The 16831-nt window shown below is 71.9% G+C and carries 16 protein-coding genes; 3 read left to right on the forward strand and 13 right to left on the reverse strand.

What is annotated here, in order from left to right; genetic code table 11:
• The first annotated feature begins 3 nt into the window (after nt 1-3).
• The 3 genes from FM069_RS08750 to FM069_RS08760 all read left to right on the forward strand — a co-directional run bounded on the left by FM069_RS08750 (nt 4) and on the right by FM069_RS08760 (nt 2747).
• Nucleotides 4-1788, forward strand: a complete 1785-nt coding sequence (locus FM069_RS08750; protein WP_143487916.1) for a GspE/PulE family protein — start codon at nt 4-6, stop codon at nt 1786-1788.
• A gap of 169 nt (nt 1789-1957) precedes the next feature.
• The gene (locus tag FM069_RS08755) at nt 1958-2212 is read left to right on the forward strand and encodes an NfeD family protein (RefSeq protein WP_143487917.1); all 255 of its coding nucleotides are present in this window, start codon (nt 1958-1960) and stop codon (nt 2210-2212) included.
• A 217-nt stretch (nt 2213-2429) separates the two neighbouring features.
• Nucleotides 2430-2747, forward strand: a complete 318-nt coding sequence (locus FM069_RS08760; protein WP_143487918.1) for a DUF2388 domain-containing protein — start codon at nt 2430-2432, stop codon at nt 2745-2747.
• A gap of 21 nt (nt 2748-2768) precedes the next feature.
• Here the strand turns inward: FM069_RS08760 and FM069_RS08765 are convergent, their stop codons facing one another.
• From FM069_RS08765 to pepP, 13 genes are all read right to left on the reverse strand, one after another.
• Nucleotides 2769-3746 carry a hypothetical protein gene (locus FM069_RS08765; protein WP_143487919.1) on the reverse strand — a complete coding sequence of 326 codons (978 nt, stop codon included), beginning with the start codon at nt 3744-3746 and terminating at the stop codon, nt 2769-2771.
• Nucleotides 3733-5286: an MBOAT family O-acyltransferase gene (locus FM069_RS22050; protein WP_143487920.1), complete on the reverse strand. Its 1554-nt coding sequence runs from the start codon at nt 5284-5286 to the stop codon at nt 3733-3735. Before FM069_RS22050 ends, FM069_RS08765 begins: the two co-directional genes overlap by 14 nt.
• On the reverse strand, nt 5287-6999 hold the full coding sequence (locus FM069_RS22055) for a carbamoyltransferase family protein (RefSeq protein ID WP_178106695.1): 1713 nt from the start codon (nt 6997-6999) through the stop codon (nt 5287-5289).
• A complete protein-coding gene (locus FM069_RS08780) occupies nt 6996-7250 on the reverse strand; it encodes an acyl carrier protein (protein ID WP_143487921.1) in 255 nt (84 codons plus the stop codon). Before FM069_RS08780 ends, FM069_RS22055 begins: the two co-directional genes overlap by 4 nt.
• A complete protein-coding gene (locus FM069_RS08785; protein WP_143487922.1) occupies nt 7247-8350 on the reverse strand; it encodes a cytochrome P450 in 1104 nt (367 codons plus the stop codon). The genes FM069_RS08780 and FM069_RS08785 overlap by 4 nt, the downstream gene beginning before the upstream one ends.
• Before the next feature lie 158 nt (nt 8351-8508).
• On the reverse strand, nt 8509-10194 hold the full coding sequence (locus FM069_RS08790) for a fatty acyl-AMP ligase (protein ID WP_143487923.1): 1686 nt from the start codon (nt 10192-10194) through the stop codon (nt 8509-8511).
• Nucleotides 10195-10391: 197 nt separating this feature from the next.
• A complete protein-coding gene (gene gcvH / locus FM069_RS08795) occupies nt 10392-10781 on the reverse strand; it encodes a glycine cleavage system protein GcvH (protein WP_143487924.1) in 390 nt (129 codons plus the stop codon).
• Nucleotides 10782-10848: 67 nt separating this feature from the next.
• Nucleotides 10849-11931 (reverse strand): glycine cleavage system aminomethyltransferase GcvT, encoded by a 1083-nt coding sequence (gene gcvT, locus FM069_RS08800; protein WP_143487925.1) that lies wholly within the window; start codon nt 11929-11931, stop codon nt 10849-10851.
• Between the two features lie 204 nt (nt 11932-12135).
• Nucleotides 12136-13368 (reverse strand): 2-octaprenyl-3-methyl-6-methoxy-1,4-benzoquinol hydroxylase, encoded by a 1233-nt coding sequence (locus FM069_RS08805; protein ID WP_143487926.1) that lies wholly within the window; start codon nt 13366-13368, stop codon nt 12136-12138.
• An 11-nt stretch (nt 13369-13379) separates the two neighbouring features.
• Nucleotides 13380-13865, reverse strand: coding sequence for a DUF4442 domain-containing protein (locus FM069_RS08810; RefSeq protein WP_178106696.1), 486 nt, complete (start codon nt 13863-13865; stop codon nt 13380-13382).
• A complete protein-coding gene (locus FM069_RS08815; RefSeq protein WP_143487927.1) occupies nt 13862-14305 on the reverse strand; it encodes a GFA family protein in 444 nt (147 codons plus the stop codon). The genes FM069_RS08810 and FM069_RS08815 overlap by 4 nt, the downstream gene beginning before the upstream one ends.
• A gap of 12 nt (nt 14306-14317) precedes the next feature.
• Complete coding sequence (ubiH, locus tag FM069_RS08820) at nt 14318-15496, reverse strand: 2-octaprenyl-6-methoxyphenyl hydroxylase (protein ID WP_143487928.1); 1179 nt, start codon at nt 15494-15496, stop codon at nt 14318-14320.
• Nucleotides 15497-16831, reverse strand: coding sequence for a Xaa-Pro aminopeptidase (pepP, locus tag FM069_RS08825; RefSeq protein WP_143487929.1), 1335 nt, complete (start codon nt 16829-16831; stop codon nt 15497-15499). It lies immediately after the preceding gene.

Below are 16831 nucleotides of genomic sequence, written 5' to 3' on the forward strand. Positions count from 1 at the left end.
CCGATGGCCGCTTTCGCTTCTTCCAGCCAGGACCGCTGGCTGGACCTCAATGACGTGCTGCGCGAACTGGTCGCCCAGGGCAGGATCGTCCAGGAAACCGCCGAGCAGTGCCTGATGGTGCGTCGCGGCGGGACCAACGCGCAGTTGCACCCGCTGGAATTCCTCGCCGCCCAGCAGCTCGACGACCTCGGCCGGCCGGGGCGCAAGCTGGACCTGGAGAGCCTCACCCAGTGGCTGGCGGACTGGTCCGGGCAGCCCTATCTGCGCATCGACCCGCTGAAGATCGACGTCGCCGCCGTGACCCCGGTGATGTCCTACGCCTTCGCCCAGCGCCACAAGATCCTTGCCGTGGCGGTCAGCCCCGAGCAGGTCACCATCGCCAGCGCCCAGCCCTTCGTCCAGGGCTGGGAGGGCAACCTGGCCCATGTGCTGAAGCGGCCGATCAAGCGGGTGGTGGTGAACCCGGTGGACCTGCAGCGCTTCACCGTGGAGTTCTACCGCCTGGCGCGCTCGGTCAGCGGCGCCAGCGCCAGCGACCAGAAGGTCACCGGCATCGGCAACTTCGAGCAGTTGCTCAGCCTCGGCGCCCAGGACCAGGAGCCGGACGCCAACGACGCCCACATCGTCAACATCGTCGACTGGCTGTTCCAGTACGCCTACCAGCAGCGCGCCAGCGACATCCACATCGAGCCGCGCCGGGAACAGGGCGCGGTGCGCTTTCGCATCGACGGCGTGCTGCACACCGTCTACCAGTTCCCGCCCCAGGTCACCATGGCGGTGGTCAGCCGCCTGAAGACCCTCGGGCGGATGAACGTGGCGGAGAAGCGCAAGCCCCAGGACGGCCGGATCAAGACCAAGACCCCGGACGGCGGCGAGGTGGAACTGCGTCTGTCGACCCTGCCCACCGCCTTCGGCGAGAAGCTGGTGATGCGTATCTTCGACCCCGAGGTGCTGCTCAAGAGCTTCGACCAGCTGGGCTTCTCCACCGACGACCTGCGCCGCTGGCAGAGCATGACCAGCCAGCCCAACGGCATCATTCTCGTGACCGGCCCCACCGGCTCGGGTAAGACCACCACCCTGTACACCACCCTCAAGCAGCTGGCCACCAGCGAGGTGAACCTCTGCACCATCGAAGACCCGATCGAGATGATCGAGCCGGCCTTCAACCAGATGCAGGTGCAGCACAACATCGACCTGACCTTCGCCAGCGGGGTGCGCGCGCTGATGCGCCAGGACCCGGACATCATCATGATCGGCGAGGTGCGCGACCTGGAGACCGCCGAGATGGCGATCCAGGCGGCCCTCACCGGCCACCTGGTGCTGACCACCCTGCACACCAACGACGCCCCCAGCGCCATCACCCGCCTGCTGGAGCTGGGCGTGCCCTACTACCTGCTGCGCTCCACCCTGCTGGGAGTGATGGCCCAGCGCCTGGTGCGCACCCTCTGCCCCCACTGCAAGCAGCCGGTGACCCTGGAGGAAGAAGACTGGGCCAACCTGACCCGGCCCTGGAGCGCGCCGCTGCCCAGCGGCGCCCACCGCGCCGTGGGCTGCCTGGAATGCCGCGACACCGGCTACCGCGGCCGCGCCGGGGTCTACGAGATCATGCTGATGAGCGATGGGGTGAAGAACCACGTCAGCGCCGACACCGACCTTTCGGCCCTGCGCCGCCAGGCGTTCAAGGACGGCATGCGCAGCCTGCGCCTGTCCGGCGCGCAGAAGATCGCCAGCGGCCAGACCACCATCGAGGAAGTCCTGCGGGTCACCCCCCAGAGCGACCAGCGCTGAGGCCGGGCCGGGCGGCCGCCGTTCGACCGAACGGTCGTTCCATTCCCCAAACTGGGGATCACCGCACGGACCGTCCCGGCCGGCGACGCTAAACTCCCGCCCCGTTCGAGCCCGCCGCGCCTTCCGCGGCGGCGCGACACCCGCTTTCGGAAAAGGACCCGCTGAAACGATGTGGAATGCCCTGTTGCACCTGACCCCCTGGACCTGGCTCGGCCTGTGCACCCTGCTCCTCGTCCTCGAAGTCTTCGGTGCCGGCGGCTACCTGCTGTGGAGCGCCTTCGCCGCGGCCCTGGTGGGGCTGGTGGCCTACCTGCTGCCGGGCCTGGACGGCTATGCCCAGGCAGGCCTGTTCGCGGTGCTGGCGGCGACGGCCGCGCTGCTCTGGCGCCGCCACCGGCGCCGGGACGCCGCCAGGGCGCGCTAGTCCTGTACGAACGTGCCGGCCCTCGGTGAAGCGTCGTTGAAGACCGGTTCGGCTTGCTCATTCACCCGCTGATGAGTGCCGCGTCCTCTCCGGTTTGCGCCTCGCCCGACGGCTTCTCGTCAGAACCCCGCGGCGCCACGGATGTCCATGCGCCAGCATGGAACTCCCGCCAGGGGCCGCGCCTCTACTGGCATACCCCACTCTGGAGTAGCCACCCATGCGTATCCGACATGCCGTTGCCAGCCTCGCCGTGATGTCCCTGCCGTTCGGCTCCGCCCTGGCCGACACCTTCTGGCGGGACGTGATCTCCTCCGGCGCCACCACCGCCTCCACCTACATGACCTTCAAGGACCACAAGCTGATCGTCGCCGCCCAGGACGACGCCGGCAGTTTCGTCGCCAGCGACGGCGCGATCCGCGGGCCCTACCTGGAAGCCGCCCTGCAGCGCGTACGCAGCGACAACCCGGGCCTGGACGCCAGCGACATGGACCTGGCCCAGGCGATCCTCACCGCCAGCGACCAGCCCGCCCACTGATCCCACCTACGGCGCGCGCCTTCAACGGGCGCGCAGCGCCGCGAGGAATGCCGCGCCCCGCGCCGGGGCGAAATGGCTGCCATCACGCCAGTCCTCCGCCGGCAACCCGTCCCTATAGGCGCGGGTATAGGGCGAGGCCAGGTCCAGCAGGGCCAGGGTGCAGCCCGGATAGCGCGGGCGATAGCGCGCCAGGACTGCCTCCATCGCCTCTGCCTGGCGCTCCTGCGCCTGCAGCAACAGGGCCAGCCGCTCCCGCGGCACATAGGCCGGCAGGGTGAAGACCTGCAGGCGCTGCCCGCGACTCGCGCACCCCGGCCCGTAGGCCTCCAGCAGCTCGCCCAGGGCACGTTGCTGCTCCACCAGCGCGGCGGCGTCGTGCGACAGCGCGATCAGCCGATCACTGCCCAGGGCCTTGCCCGGGTGATCCGGCCGCCAGTCGGTTTCTCGCACGTCCACCCCACAGCGCCCATCGAAGGCCGCGGCCCGGCTCCGCCACAGGGTGGTGAGACCCACCTGGGTGGCGGTCCAGCCGAACAGCTGGCGACGCAGCTCGGCAGGGTCACCCAGACCCGAAGCTCCGGGGTCCGCGGACGCCACGGGCTCGCCGGGTACCGACAGCTCGAAGGACAGGCTGCGCAGCCCTGGCGCGTCCGCCAGGGCGGGGGCCAGCCAGGTCATTTCCCGCAGGCTCAGGGCCAGCAGGGCGATCCGTTGCACCCCGGGCGCGGCGCAGGTGTCCAGCCCATACCGCAGCCGCGACGTCCCCACCAGCACCTCGGCCGCGGGGGTTTCCCGGGCGCGCTGGGCCAGCCAGCGCAGTTGCTGCGGCCGCGGCGCCTGGTCGAAGGCGGTGGACGGCACGTCGGTGAGGCCGCGGCGCAGCGGCCGGCCGAAGTAGCCGAACGGGTCGAGCCAGGCGTTGGCCAGCCCCAGGGCCAGCAGCCCTGGCAGCAGCACGGCCAGGCCGGCCAGCAGGAACCGCCGTTCAGAAGCGTGCATAGATGAAGCCGCTCCCCGGGGTCTCGCCGAACAACAGCACCAGCAGCACCACCCCGCCGAGGGCGACACCCCAGGCCGCGCCGGGACGCCAGGCCAGGACCGGCGCCTGGCCCTCCGGGGCGGTGGGCGTCGGCCGCAGCAGGCCGAACAGCTGCATGGTGTTGGGCGCGACGAACACCGCCAGGCTGGCCACCAGCAGGATCAGCAGGTCGACGCGCCGGTGCTCCGGCAGGCCGGGCAGGAAGCCGCTGGCGGGCAGCGCTTCGGCCAGGGGTGCCGGCAGCCAGGCGGCGACACCCGGGGAGACGCCCTGGGCCCCCAGGTCCACCAGGCCCGCCAGCAGCGTGGTCAGGCTGTCCAGGTCGTTGGCACGGTTGACCAGCCCCAGCAGGCTGAAGGCCAGCAGCACCGCCAGGTGGCCGCCGATGCGCCGCAGCCGCCGGCGCCAGGCCGGGACCGGCGCGCGGTGGACGGGGCGTGCCAGGGCCGGCAGCTGGGACAGGATGATCAGCACCCCCGCCAGCAGCCCGCCCAGCAGCAGCGAGGCCTTGGCGCCGTGCCAGGCCGCCAGCAGACCCATGCTGACCACGGTGCTCAGCGCCCAGGCGATCAGCCGGCGGCGGGTCGGCTCGCCCAGGGGCCAGCGGCGCACCGCCTGGAACAGCGGCTGGTAGACGTACTCGCGGATCCACGCCACCAGGGACATGTGCCAGCGGTCCACCAGGGCGCTGAAGGAGGCGGCCTTGAGGGGCGAATTGAAGTTGACCGGCAACCACAGGCCGAGGCACAGCCCCAGGCCCAGGGCCATGTCCGAGTAGCCGGAGAAGTCGAAGTACAGCTGCAGGGTGAAGCCCCAGCAGGCCAGGGCGCTTTCCAGCGGCGCCGGCCGGCCACCCATCGCCACCAGGGCGTGCACCGCGTCCACCAGGCGGCCGATGGCATCGGCGAATACCAGCTTCTTGCCCAGGCCGAGCACGAACAGGCTCAGGCCGGCCAGCACCAGGGCGCCCGGCACCGGCTGCCCCAGGCGCAATAGCTGGGGCGCCAGGTCCCGGTAGCGGGAGATCGGCCCGGCGGGCATCTGGGCGAAGAAGCCGGCGAACAGCCCGTGGTGCAGCGGCCCCAGGCGCGGCACGTCATCGCGCCGGCAGTCCAGCAGGAAACCGATCTGCTGGAAGGTGTAGAACGACAGCCCCAGGGGCAGCCCGGCCAGGGCGAAGGCCCCGGGCGTGACCACCGCCCCGGGGGTGCCCAGGTACTTGTACAGGGCCAGGGGCAACAGGTTGAGCAGTACCCCCAGGGTTATCCAGCGTCTACGCCGGGCCGGGTCGCGGCGGATGCGCACGCCCAGGCCGTAGTTGACCAGCATCGACGCCAGCAGCAGTGGCAGCCCAGCCGGGTCGATCGCGGCGTAGAAGCCCAGAGAGGCTACCAGCAGCAGCGGCGCCGCCAGCCCCGGGGCGCGACGGCAGGCCAGGTGGAAGGCCAGCAGCGTCAGGGGCAGGAACAGCAGCAGGAACGGCGCCGAGAGGAAGGCCATTCAAGGCGCGTCCTTTTCCACCAGCAGGTCCTCCAGCAGCACCGCGTCCAGGCCGGTGGTGGCCAGGACTGCCAGGGCGTCCTGCACGCTGTGGACGATGGGCTTGCCCATCACGTTGAAGCTGGTGTTGAGCAGGATCGGCACGCCGCTGCGGGCCTCGAAGGCGGCCAGCAACGCCCGCAGCCAGGGTTCCTCGTCGGCGCCCACGGTCTGCAGACGGCCGCTGCCGTCGGCGTGCACCACCGCCGGCACCTGTTCGCGCCGGGCCTCGCGCCAGGGCAGGGCGAAGGACATGTAGGGGGACGCCTGGTCCCGCTGGAACCAGTCGCCGACCCGCTCCGCCGGCAGCATCGGCGCGAACGGCCGGTAGGGTTCGCGGCCCTTCACCTGGCGGTTGATGCGGTCCTTCATGGCGGCCGGGCGCGGGTCGGCGAGGATCGAGCGGTGGCCCAGGGCCCGTGGCCCGTACTCCGCCGCGCCGCGCATGACGCCGACGATGCGCCCGGCCGCCAGGCGCTCGGCCAGGTAGCCGGCGGACCCGGCGCCCAGGTCGCGGACCCGGAAGCCGCCGGCGTGGCAAGCCACCGCGGCGATCACCGCCGGGTCGGGCCGCGAGCCCAGGTAGGCGCTACCCGCCGCGCCCTGGCGGGCCCTGGGCAGCGGCTGGCCAGGGTGGTCCTGCATCCAGGCCAGCAGCGCCGCGCCGACCGCATTGCCGTCGTCCCCCGGCGCGCTGGGCACGTGCACCGCGCGAAAGCCGTGGCGGCCCGCCAGGCTGCCGTTGTAGGAGGAGTTGAGTGCGCAGCCGCCGGTGAGCACCAGATTCTCCTGGCCGTCGCTGGCGCAGGCCGCCAGCACCGCGTCGGCGAACCCGGCGTAGGCCGCCTGGCCACTGGCGGCCAGGTCGGCGGCCGTCATCAGCGGCGCCGAGGGCGCGCGCCGCGCCGGGGCCAGGCGCGCCATCAGGGCCAGGAGCCGGTCCGGCTCCGGCAGGCGCGGCCGGCCGGCCTCGATGTGCAGCATCTGCGACAAGGCGTCCAACAGCTCCGGGCGCGGCGTGCCGAAGGCGGCCAGGCCCATCACCTTCCATTCCTCGCCAGCCTTCCAGTCGAAGCCGCAGGCGCCGGTCAGCCAGCCATAGTAGGTACCCAGGCTGCCGGGCCCCCAGGACCGCCAGGTCCGCGCCAGGCGACCGTCCCGGTAGCGATACAGGCTGACCGCGCCCACTTCTCCTTCGCCATCCAGCACCAGGCAGGTGGCCGCGTCGAAGGGCGCGCCGTGGCAGGCGTAGGCGGCGTGGCACAGGTGGTGATCGAAGTCGCGCCGCTCATGGGCGACGCCCGCCGGCAGCAGCCGCGCCAGGGAATCCCCGGCATCGGCGTGGGCGCGCTTCTGCTGGGTGCGCAGCCAGGCGCCCTCGGCCGCCGGCAGCAGGTTGTCCATGGTGTCGGTGGGCAGCTCCGCCTTCAGCCGCGTCCAGCTGGTGGCGACCACCACCCGGGCGCCCGCCTCGCAATGGGCGGCCAGCACCGCGGCCAGGTGGCCCGGGTGGTCCGGGGCGGCGCCCCAGGCGCGCTTGTCCTGCAGGAAACGTTCGGTGGCCTCGGCGAACAGCACCTGGCCGCCGTCGTCCAGCAGGGCCAGCGCCGGGTCGTGCCCGGAGGTGGAGAGGCCCAGGTAATAGGTACGGCCGCCGCCGGACGAGTCGCTCACGCCCGCTCCAGCAGCACCAGCAGGCGGTCGGCCACGGCATCGACGGTGCGGTACTCGAACATCATCACCGGGTCCACTTCCAGGTCGAAGTGGTCCTCGATCTCGCCGCTGATGAGCACCACGTCGACCGACTTGATCCCCAGGTCGGTGAGCGGGGTGTCGTTGTCCAGGCGCGCCTCGGGCAGCCCGGTGCGCTGGAGGATGCGCTCGCGCAGGAAAGCCACGATACGCTCGCGTTCGACTCGATTCATGAAGGGTTCTCGGGTTGCAGGAAACAGGGAAGTGTCTGCGGGGCGCGGATGAAGGTGGTCTCGATCCACTGGGGCGGTTCGAGCCCGAGGCGCAGGCCCGGGTAGCGGGCGAACAGCCGCGGCAGCACCGCCTCGATCACCAGCCGGGCGAAGGCGGCGCCGGGGCACTTGTGGATGCCCGAGCCGAAGCCCAGGTGGCCGATGGCCCGGGCGCCGTCCTCGAAGGCCCGGTCGTCTTTGGGAAACACCTGCGGGTCGCGGTTGATGGTGGGCAGGTGCATCTGCACGTGGTCGCCGGCACGGAACGGGCAGCCCCCGGCCTCCCGGTCGGTGCGGGCCTGGCGGTCGATGAACTGGGGCGAAGCATGCAGGCGCAACAGGGTTTCCAGGTGCTGCGCGACCCAGGCCGGGTCGGCGGCCCGCGCCCGGCGCTCGGCGGGGCCCTGCAGCAGCGCCACCAGGATGTTGCCGAGGGTCTGGGAGGTGGTCTGGCCGGCCACCAGCAGGGCGGTGGACAGGGCCACCGCGTCGTCCCGGTCGAAGCCGACATCCAGGTGTGCCATGACCTGGGCGAGGAACGGCGGCGGGCAGCCGGGGGTGTGCAACGGCTCGGCGCGGTCCACCTCGGCCATCAGCTCGCGGATCGCCGCCTGCAGGCGCTCCATGCGTCGCACCGATTGCAGCGGCTCCAGCAGCGTCCGGGTCTGCCGGGTCCACTCGACGAAGCCCGGGTGGTCGGCGATGGCCAGGCCCATGACCCGGCCCAGGGCGGCCTGGAACAGCGGCTCGATGAAGTCGCCCATCAGCTCCACCGCATCGCGCCCCTGCAGCCCCTCCAGGGCGCGCTCCACCAGAGCCTCCACCGTGGCCCGCCAGGGCGCGATGTGACGGGTGCCGAAGAAGCCGGCGGCCAGGGTGTGCAGCTTCAGGTGGCGCTCGCCTTCGAGGAAGAACGGGATGTTCCGCGCCAGGTGTTCGAGGGTGCCCAGGTCGCGCCCGGAATGGGTCCGCAGCACGCCCAGGTAGGCGGCCAGGTCGATGGGCGCGAAGCCGCGGTCGCGCAGCACCGCCCGGGCGCCGGGCTGGTCGTCGACACGCACGAAGCCGGGCCGATCCTGGCCGGGCCTTTCCTGGCCGGGCCTTTCCTGGCTGGGCCGCGAATGGTCGGGCTGCGCAAGGCCAGGGCCGGCCAGGGCGTGCGTCGTTGCCTCGTCGGCGTCGTTTCCGCCAGGCCCTGCTGCAGCGGGGTGTTCGCCGCTCAAGGCGCGACCTCGCGGGCATCGGGGTAGTGGTGGCCGGCGCGGACCCGGGCGGCTACCGTCTGGCGCCGCACCTTGCCGCTGGTGGTGCGCTCCAGGCTGCCGCGCTTGACGACGCGCATCCAGGCCAGGTCGAGGCCGAAGGTGGCGCCGATCCGCGCGCGGATGGCCTCGGCCAGCTGCTGGGCATCGTCCGGCGCCGCCTGGCCGCCGCGCAGTTCGATCAGCAAGGCGACGCGCGGATCGTCGCTGGCCAGTTGGAACGCGGCGGCGGCCATGGGATTGAGCGCCGGGTGCAGGTCGGCGGCCAGCCACTCCAGGTCCACCGCCGCGGTGTTGCGGCCCTGGGCGATCAGCACGTCCTTCAGGCGTCCGGTGACGGACAGCGTGTCGCCGTTCAGGGTGCCCAGGTCGCCGGTGCGCATGAAGGCCCGCGGATCGTCCTCCAGGCGCGCGCCGAAGGTGGCGCGGCTCTCCTCCGGCTGGTTCAGGTAGCCGGCGGACACCGACGGGCCGGCGACCCAGATCTCGCCTTCCTCGCCGTCCGCCACGGCCTGGCCACTGGCCGGGTCGACGATGCGCAGGGTGGCGCGGGTGCTGGGCGCCAGGCGGTTCGGCTCGGTGCGGCCGTCCCCTGCCAGGGACATCGAGGCGCCGTCCCAGGCCCGCTCGCCGGCCACGTACAGGGTGGACTCCGCCAGGCCGTAGCAGGCGTGCACCGCCGCCGGGTCCAGGCCGGCGCGGGCGAGGCGCGCCCGAAAACGCGGCAGCAGCCCGGCGGGCACCGGCTCGGCGCCGCAGAACGCCACCTGCCAGGACGACAGGTCGAGGCCGTCCAGGTCGGACTCGGCGATGGCATCGACGCACAGGGCGAAGGCGAAGGCCGGACCGCCGCTGAGGGTGGCGCCGAACTGGCTGATCGCCCGCAACCAGCGCAGCGGCTTCTGGGCGAAAGCCAGGGGCGACAGCTGGATGCACGGCGCGCCCCACAGCAGCGGGCAGAGGGTGCCTCCCATCATGCCCATGTCGTGGTAGTTGGGCAGCCAGTTGACGCTCACCGTATGGGCGCCCAGGCGCCAGCGCTCCGAGGCCAGGGCGGCGTTGCTGACGACGTTGCGCCCGCTCAGGCGCACGCCCCGGGGCTGGCGGGTGGAACCGGAGGTGTACTGGACCAGGATGTCGTCGTCGAAGGCCCTCGCCAAGCCGCGGCAGTGCCCCCCCAGGGGCAGCGGCGCCTCGGCCAGGGCATCCAGGTCCAGCAAGGTGGGCAGCAGGCTCCGGCGCTCGCCGTCGTACTGCTGCAGCAGCACCTGGGCGCTTTCCCGGGTGCACAGCACGGCACTGGCGTCGGCATCGGCGATCACCGCGTCGAGGCGCTCGCGGTGGGCATTGGCCACCGGCACCGGCAGCGGCGCGGCGATCACCCCGGCATACAGGCAGGCCACCAGCGCCAGGGTGCAGTCCAGGCTCGGCGGGATCACCAGCAGCACCCGGCTGCCTTCCGGCAGCCGCTGCTCCAGGTGGGCGGCGAGGTGCAGCACCCGCTCGCGGAAAGTGGCGCCGTCCAATTGCTCGCCGATGCGCTCGCCGCGCTCCAGGTAGGTGGCGATGGTATCGGTGCGGGTGAGCAGCAGGTTCTGCTCGATCCGCTGGGCCAGGTTGGGTTCGCTGCCGAGGGTGCTCATCGCTGGGGTCCCGGGGGGGCTGGGGAATGAGGCCGGGACGCCGGTGCGCGGGAGGCGCCGGCGAACCGTGGAACGGTGAACCGGACGCCATCGGCCACGAGGGCGGACGCGGTCAGGCAGTATCCGCAATGGCCGGGGGCTGCGCCATCGCCATGCAAAAGAAAGCCCCGCCTAGGCGGGGCTGGTGAAGCGACCGGTCAACCCTCGGCGTCGAGGGCCGCCTGGTAGGCGCCGGCGTCGAGCAGCTTTTCCAGCTCGGCCGGGTCGCTGGGCTTGAGCTTGAAGAACCAGCTGCCATAGGGGTCGCCGTTCACCGCTTCCGGGCTGTCCCCCAGGGTTTCGTTCACCGCGACGACTTCGCCGCCCAGGGGCGCGTAGATGTCCGACGCGGCCTTCACCGACTCCACCACCCCGGCTTCCTGGCCCGCCGAGAGCTGCTTGCCCACGGCCGGCAGTTCGATGAACACCACGTCGCCCAGCGCTTCCTGGGCATGGTCGCTGATGCCGACGGTCACGGTGCCGTCCGCTTCCAGGCGGGCCCATTCGTGGCTGGCGGCGTAACGCAGGTCGGCGCGGATTTCACTCATTGTCATGTCCTCTGAAAGGGGCGGCGGAATCGCTGCCGGTTAATTTAGCAGGCACGGCGGCGTGCCGTCAGATCAGCGGCTTGCCATGCCGGACAAAGGCCGGCCTGACCACTCGCACCGGGTACCACTTGCCGCGGATCTCCACCTCGGCGCGCTCGCCGGTGGCGGCCGGCACCCGGGCCAGGGCGATGGACTTGCCCAGGGTCGGCGAGAAGCTGCCGCTGGTGATCTCGCCCTCGCCGATGCCGTTGATCCGCACCACCTGGTGGGCGCGCAGGACGCCGCGCTCCTCCAGCACCAGGCCGACCCGCTTGGGCAGGTCGCCGGCCTGGCGCTGCGCCTCCAGGGCGGCGCGGCCGACGAAATCGCGCTCGGCGGGCGTCCAGGCGATGCTCCACTCGAGGCTGGCCGACAGCGGCGAGACATGCTCGTCCAGGTCCTGGCCGTAGAGGTTGAGCCCGGCCTCCAGGCGCAGGGTGTCCCGGGCGCCCAGGCCGATGGGGGCGATACCGGCGCCCACCAGCTCGTTGAAGAACCCCGCCGCCTCCCCGGCCGGCAGGATGATCTCCACGCCGTCTTCACCGGTGTAGCCGGTGCGGGCGATGAACCAGTCGCCGTCGGCGAACCCCTGGAATGGCTGCAGCCCGTCGATCAGCGAAGCCCGGGAGCTGGAGACCAGCTCGACGCTGCGGGCCCGTGCCTTCGGCCCCTGGATGGCCAGCATCGCCAGGTCGTCCCGCTCGCGCCAGCGCACCTCGAAGCCCTCGCTGCGGGCTTCGAGCCAGGCCAGGTCGCGGGCCCGGGTAGCGGCGTTCACCACCAGCCGGTAGCCGTGCGCCAGGCGGTAGACCACCAGGTCGTCCAGCACGCCGCCGTGGTCGTTGAGCAGGGTGCTGTAGAGGGCCTTGCCGGGCGTGTCCAGGCGCGCCACGTCGTTGGCCAGCAGGTAGCGCAGGAACGCTTCGGCGCCGGTGCCCTCGACGTCGATGATGGTCATGTGGGAGACGTCGAAAACGCCGCAGTCGTTGCGTACCTGGTGATGCTCGTCCACTTGCGAGCCGTAGTGCAGCGGCATGTCCCAGCCGTTGAAATCGACCAGCTTGGCGCCGAGGGCGAGGTGCAGGTCGTAGAGCGGCGTACGCTGTCCCATGGGTGTCTCCTTCCGGGCGTGGCGAGGATGCGGGCGGGCCCCGGCGGCGAGGAAAGACACCGGCCGGCGCCGTCGCGAGCCCAGGCGGGCCGCATCGAATGGCGCGCATTGTAGCCGCAAGGTCGGAGGCTGGACACCTGAGGCGCCGGGCAGCCGGGGCACGCGGGCCGGGAGGACCGCTGCGCCGGGCGCGGCGGCGGGGGCTCAGGCGCGGGCCAGGGCCGGCAGGTCGCCGGACAGCCCCAGGGCCTGGCGAACGAACAGCGCCTTGGCCTCCGGCAGGCGGTCCACCTGACGCAGGCCGGCGTTACGCAGCCAGCGCAACGGCAGGGCATCGGTCTGGAACAGCCGCTGGAACCCTTCCATGGCCGCCATCATCGCCAGGTTGTAGGGCATCCGCCGGCGCTCGAAGCGGCCCAGCACCCGCGGATCGGCCAGGCGCTCGCCGCGGCCGTGGGCGTGCAGCAGCACTTCGGCCAGCACCGCGGCGTCGAGGAAGCCCAGGTTGACCCCCTGCCCCGCCAGCGGGTGGATGGTGTGGGCGGCATCCCCCACCAGGGCCAGCCCCGGCTCCACGTAGCGCTTGGCATGGCGCTGGCGCAACGGGATGCACAGCCGCGGATCAGCCTCCAGCACCTCCCCCAGGCGTCGCTCGAAGGCATCCCCGAGGGCCGCGCGGAACCCGTCGTCGTCCAGCGCCATCAGCCGCTCGGCCTCGGCCGGGGTGGTGGACCAGACGATGGAGCACCAATGGTGGTCGTCGCCCCGGCGCAGGGGCAGGAAGGCCAGTGGGCCGTGCTCGGTGAAGCGCTGCCAGGCGGTATCGCGGTGCGGCTCGGCGCAGCGCACGCTGGTGACTAGGGCGTGGTGCAGGTAATCCCACTCGCGGGTCTCGCAGCCCACCAGCCGGCGCACCGCGGAGTGGGCGCCGTCCGCCGCCACCAGCAGCGGTGTGCGCAGGCGGCGGCCGTCGCTGAGGGTCAGCAGCCAGTCGTCGCCGGAGCGGCGCAGCTGCTCCAGGCGCACGTTCGCCATCAGCTCGACCGGGCTGCCCGCCAGGGCGTCCAGCAGGCCGTCCTGCACCACGCGGTTCTCGACGATGTGGCCGAGCACCTCGGCGTGCACGCTGGCCGCGGAGAAATGGATGTGGCCGGTGCCGGTGCCATCCCACACGTACATCTCGCCATAGGGGCTGGCGCGGCGGGCGGCGATGCCGTCCCAGGCGCCCAGGCGCTGGAGGATGCGCTGGCTGGCCATGGACAGCGCGCTGACCCGCGGCTCGAAGGGTGCTTCGGCGGCCAATGGCGAGGTGGCCAGTGGGCCGCCGTCCAGCAGCAGGATGTCCAGGCCACTGTCCTTCAGCGCCAGGGCCAGCGCGCTCCCCACCATGCCGGCGCCGACGATCACCACGTCGGCCTGCCTGTCGTCGATCTGCATCGTCCCCTCGTTCATTCCCGGGCCCGCGGCTTGAGCCGCACGTAAAGCGTCTTGTGCACGGTGGCCACCAGGCCACCGTCCCCGTCGCGCACCTCCACCGGCAATTCCGGGAGGTACTTCTCGCCCTCGGCGGTGCGCGCCCGGATGGTCTCCAGCAGCGCCTCGTCGATGCGGAAATCGGCGTACACCGTCCCCTTGCCGGGCGCGACGAAGTCGATGCGCGCGGCCTTGTCCCAGACGATGTAGTCGCGCCCCAGGTTCTCCATCAGCATGAGCATGAAGAACGGGTCGGTCATGCTGTACAGCGAGCCGCCGAACTGGGTGCGGACGTAGTTGCGGTTGTACCAGCTCAGGACCATCTTGACCCGTACCAGGCGGAAGTCCGCGCTGATCTGACGCACCCGGATACCGGCGCCCAGGTAGGGCGGGTAAAAGGTCAGCGCCCAGCGCAACAGGCGCGCCCGGCGTGCGATCGTCCGCGGGTCCGGCGCGCTCAAGGCGTCTGCTGGTCGCGGGTGGCGAAGGTGGCCAGGGTCTGCGCCGCGGTCAGGCGCCGGGTCGACTGGGCGAAGGCGTAGTTGCACGGCTGGTCGTCGACGAAGATTTCCAGGGTCAGCTCGAACACCGACGAATCGTCGAAGGCCTGGGCCGAGACCATCAGGGCGGAGCCGTCCCGGGCGCGCCAGAACAGCGACGAGCCGCACGCGCGGCAGAACACCCGCTCGCCCCACTCAGAGGACCGGTAGACGCCCAGGGCGCTGTCGTCGTCCAGCTGCAGGGCCGGGTCGCAGGCTACCGCCATGCCCACGCCGCCGGCCCAGCGCCGACACAGGGAACAGTGGCAGACCGACATGGCGCGACTCAGGGGCGTCGCCCGAAAGCGCACTGCGCCGCACAGGCAATGGCCATGGCGTGGGCCGAGGGGGGCGGTATCCATGACGCGGTCTCCTCAGGGACGGGTGCCCAGGCCCATGGCCTGGCGCGAAAACCAGCGCTTCGCCGAGGGCAGCAGGTCCAGGCCCAGCAGGCCCAGGTTGCGCCCGGTAGCCAGCAGCGGCCGGTCGTTGGAGAACAGTCGGGTGACCTGGTCGGAGAAGCCCACGGTCAGGTGCTGGTCGAGGCGCTGGCCGTCCAGGTAGGCCTGCAGCACGGCGAAGTCGCCCGGCTCGGTGTCGCTGGCCAGCAGGGCGTCGGCCAGGGCCTGGGCATCCCGCAGGGACAGGTTGTAGCCCTGCCCGGCGATGGGGTGCAGGCTGTGGGCGGCGTTGCCGAGGATCGCCAGGTGCGGACGCACCTGCTCCCGGGCCTCCACCAGGTTCAGCGGATACAGGTGCCGCGCGCCCACCTGGCGGAAGGCGCCCAGGCGGTAGCCGAAGGTGGCCTGCAGTTCGGCGAGGAAGGCCGCGTCCGGCAGCGCGGCGAGGCGCTGGGCGTCTTCGTCGGGACGCGTCCAGACCAGCGCGCAGCGGTTGTCGGCCAGGGGCAGCAGGGCCATGGGGCCTTCGTCGGTGAAGCGTTCGAAAGCCTGCCCACGGTGAGCTTCCAGGGGGCTGACGTTAGCGATCAGCGCGGTCTGCCCGTAAGGCGTGCGGCTGACCTCGATCCCCAGTTGCTCGCGCAGGGCGGAACGGCCGCCGTCGGCCAGCACCGCCAGGCCGCAGTCCAGCTCGGCGCCGTCGTCCAGGGTCAGGCGGTAGCCGTCTTCCTGCGGCTGCAGGCGCGTCACCTCGGCCGGGCAGCGCCAGCTCACCACGTCGGCGTCCAGGGCCTGCCACAGGCACTGGCCGAGCCAGGCGTTCTCCACCACGTAGCCGAGGGCCGGCACGCCCTCCTCCATGGCCGACAGGTGCGCGGCGCCGAAGCGGCCGCGGTCGGAGACGTGGATCTGGCGGATCGGCTCGGCGCGCTGGGCGATGGCCTGCCAGATGCCCAGGCGCTGGTAGATCTGCTGGGTGCCGTAGGACAGCGCCGAGGAGCGCGCGTCGTAGCTGGGCTGGTAGGGTTCGCCCGGGGCGAAGGGCTCGACCAGGGTGATCGACCAGCCCCGCGCCTTGGCGCCGCCTTGCAGCGCCAGGGCCAGGCTGGCGCCCACCAGGCCGCCGCCGACGATGGCCAGGTGCGAACGCACCTACGCGGCCTCGCTGCGGGCGGCGCTCATCAGCGCCTCGATCTCGGCGACGGTCTTGGGCACGCCACCGGTGAGGATCTCGCAGCCCTCGCGGGTCACCACCACGTCGTCCTCGATGCGCACGCCGATGCCGCGCCATTTCTTCGGCACGTCCTGGTTGTCCGGGGACACGTAGATGCCCGGCTCCACGGTCATCGCCATGCCAGGCTCCAGCACGCGCCATTCGCCGCCGACCTTGTAGTCGCCGACGTCGTGCACGTCCATGCCCAGCCAGTGACCGGCGCGGTGCATGTAGAACGCCTTGTACGCCTCGCTGGCGATCAGCGCGTCCACGTCGCCCTGCAACAGGCCCAGCTCCACCAGGCCGGCGGTGATCACCCGCACGGTGGCCTCGTGGGCCTCGTTCCAGTGCCTGCCCGGGGCGATGACCGCGAGGGCCGCCTCCTGGGACTTCAGCACCAGTTCGTAAATGGCCTTCTGCTCAGGGCTGAAGCGGCCGTTCACCGGGAAGGTCCGGGTGATGTCGCTGGCGTAGCAGTCCAGCTCGCAGGCGGCGTCGATGAGGATCAGGTCGCCGTCCTTGAGGGGGGCGTCGTTCTCCCGGTAGTGCAGGATGCAGGCATTGCGCCCGGCGGCGACGATGGAGCCGTAGGCCGGCATCTTCGCCCCGCCGCGGCGGAATTCGTATTCCAGCTCGGCTTCCAGGTGGTACTCGGCGAGCCCCGGGCGCGCCGCCTGCATGGCCCGCACGTGGGCGCGGGCGGAGACCTCGCTGGCCTCGCGCATCACTTTGACCTCGGCGGCGCTCTTGTACAGGCGCATGTCGTGGAGCAGGTGGCCGAGGGCGACGAATTCGCTGGGCGGCTGGGCACCCTGGCGGGCCTTGGAGCGGATCACGTTGACCCAGTCCATCAGCCGCCGATCGAATTCCACGTGGGTGCCGATGGAGTAGTAGACCCGCTCGCGGCCCTCGATCAGGCCGGGGAGGATGTCGTCGATGTCATTGATGGGAAACGCGTCGTCCGCGCCGAAGTCCCGCACCGCGCCTTCCTGGCCAGCGCGCAGGCCGTCCCACAGTTCGCGCTCCGGGTCCCGCTCGCGGCAGAACAGCACGTATTCGCCGTGGGCGCGGCCGGGGATCAGCACCATCACCGCTTCTGGCTCGGGGAAGCCGGTGAGGTACTGGAAGTCACTGTCCTGGCGGTAGACGTGCTCGACGTCGCGGTTGCGGATGTGCATGGGAGCAGCGGGCAGGATGGCGATGCTGTTGGGCACCATCTGTTCCATCAGCGTTTTGCGCCGACGGGCGTACTCCGGTTTCGGGATGCGGATCAT

Source organism: Pseudomonas mangiferae (genome assembly GCF_007109405.1).
Taxonomy (GTDB): Bacteria; Pseudomonadota; Gammaproteobacteria; order Pseudomonadales; family Pseudomonadaceae; genus Pseudomonas_T; species Pseudomonas_T mangiferae.

Coding starts and splice junctions, on each gene's coding strand:
- FM069_RS08805 (WP_143487926.1), bottom strand. CDS start 13,368: ATGCAGATCGACGACAGGCAGGCCGACGTGGTGATCGTCGGCGCCGGC.
- FM069_RS08750 (WP_143487916.1), top strand. CDS start 4: ATGGCCGCTTTCGCTTCTTCCAGCCAGGACCGCTGGCTGGACCTCAAT.
- gcvH (WP_143487924.1), bottom strand. CDS start 10,781: ATGAGTGAAATCCGCGCCGACCTGCGTTACGCCGCCAGCCACGAATGG.
- gcvT (WP_143487925.1), bottom strand. CDS start 11,931: ATGGGACAGCGTACGCCGCTCTACGACCTGCACCTCGCCCTCGGCGCC.
- FM069_RS08790 (WP_143487923.1), bottom strand. CDS start 10,194: ATGAGCACCCTCGGCAGCGAACCCAACCTGGCCCAGCGGATCGAGCAG.
- FM069_RS22050 (WP_143487920.1), bottom strand. CDS start 5,286: ATGGCCTTCCTCTCGGCGCCGTTCCTGCTGCTGTTCCTGCCCCTGACG.
- FM069_RS08765 (WP_143487919.1), bottom strand. CDS start 3,746: ATGCACGCTTCTGAACGGCGGTTCCTGCTGGCCGGCCTGGCCGTGCTG.
- FM069_RS08780 (WP_143487921.1), bottom strand. CDS start 7,250: ATGAATCGAGTCGAACGCGAGCGTATCGTGGCTTTCCTGCGCGAGCGC.
- FM069_RS08815 (WP_143487927.1), bottom strand. CDS start 14,305: ATGGATACCGCCCCCCTCGGCCCACGCCATGGCCATTGCCTGTGCGGC.
- FM069_RS08755 (WP_143487917.1), top strand. CDS start 1,958: ATGTGGAATGCCCTGTTGCACCTGACCCCCTGGACCTGGCTCGGCCTG.
- FM069_RS08760 (WP_143487918.1), top strand. CDS start 2,430: ATGCGTATCCGACATGCCGTTGCCAGCCTCGCCGTGATGTCCCTGCCG.
- pepP (WP_143487929.1), bottom strand. CDS start 16,831: ATGATCCGCATCCCGAAACCGGAGTACGCCCGTCGGCGCAAAACGCTG.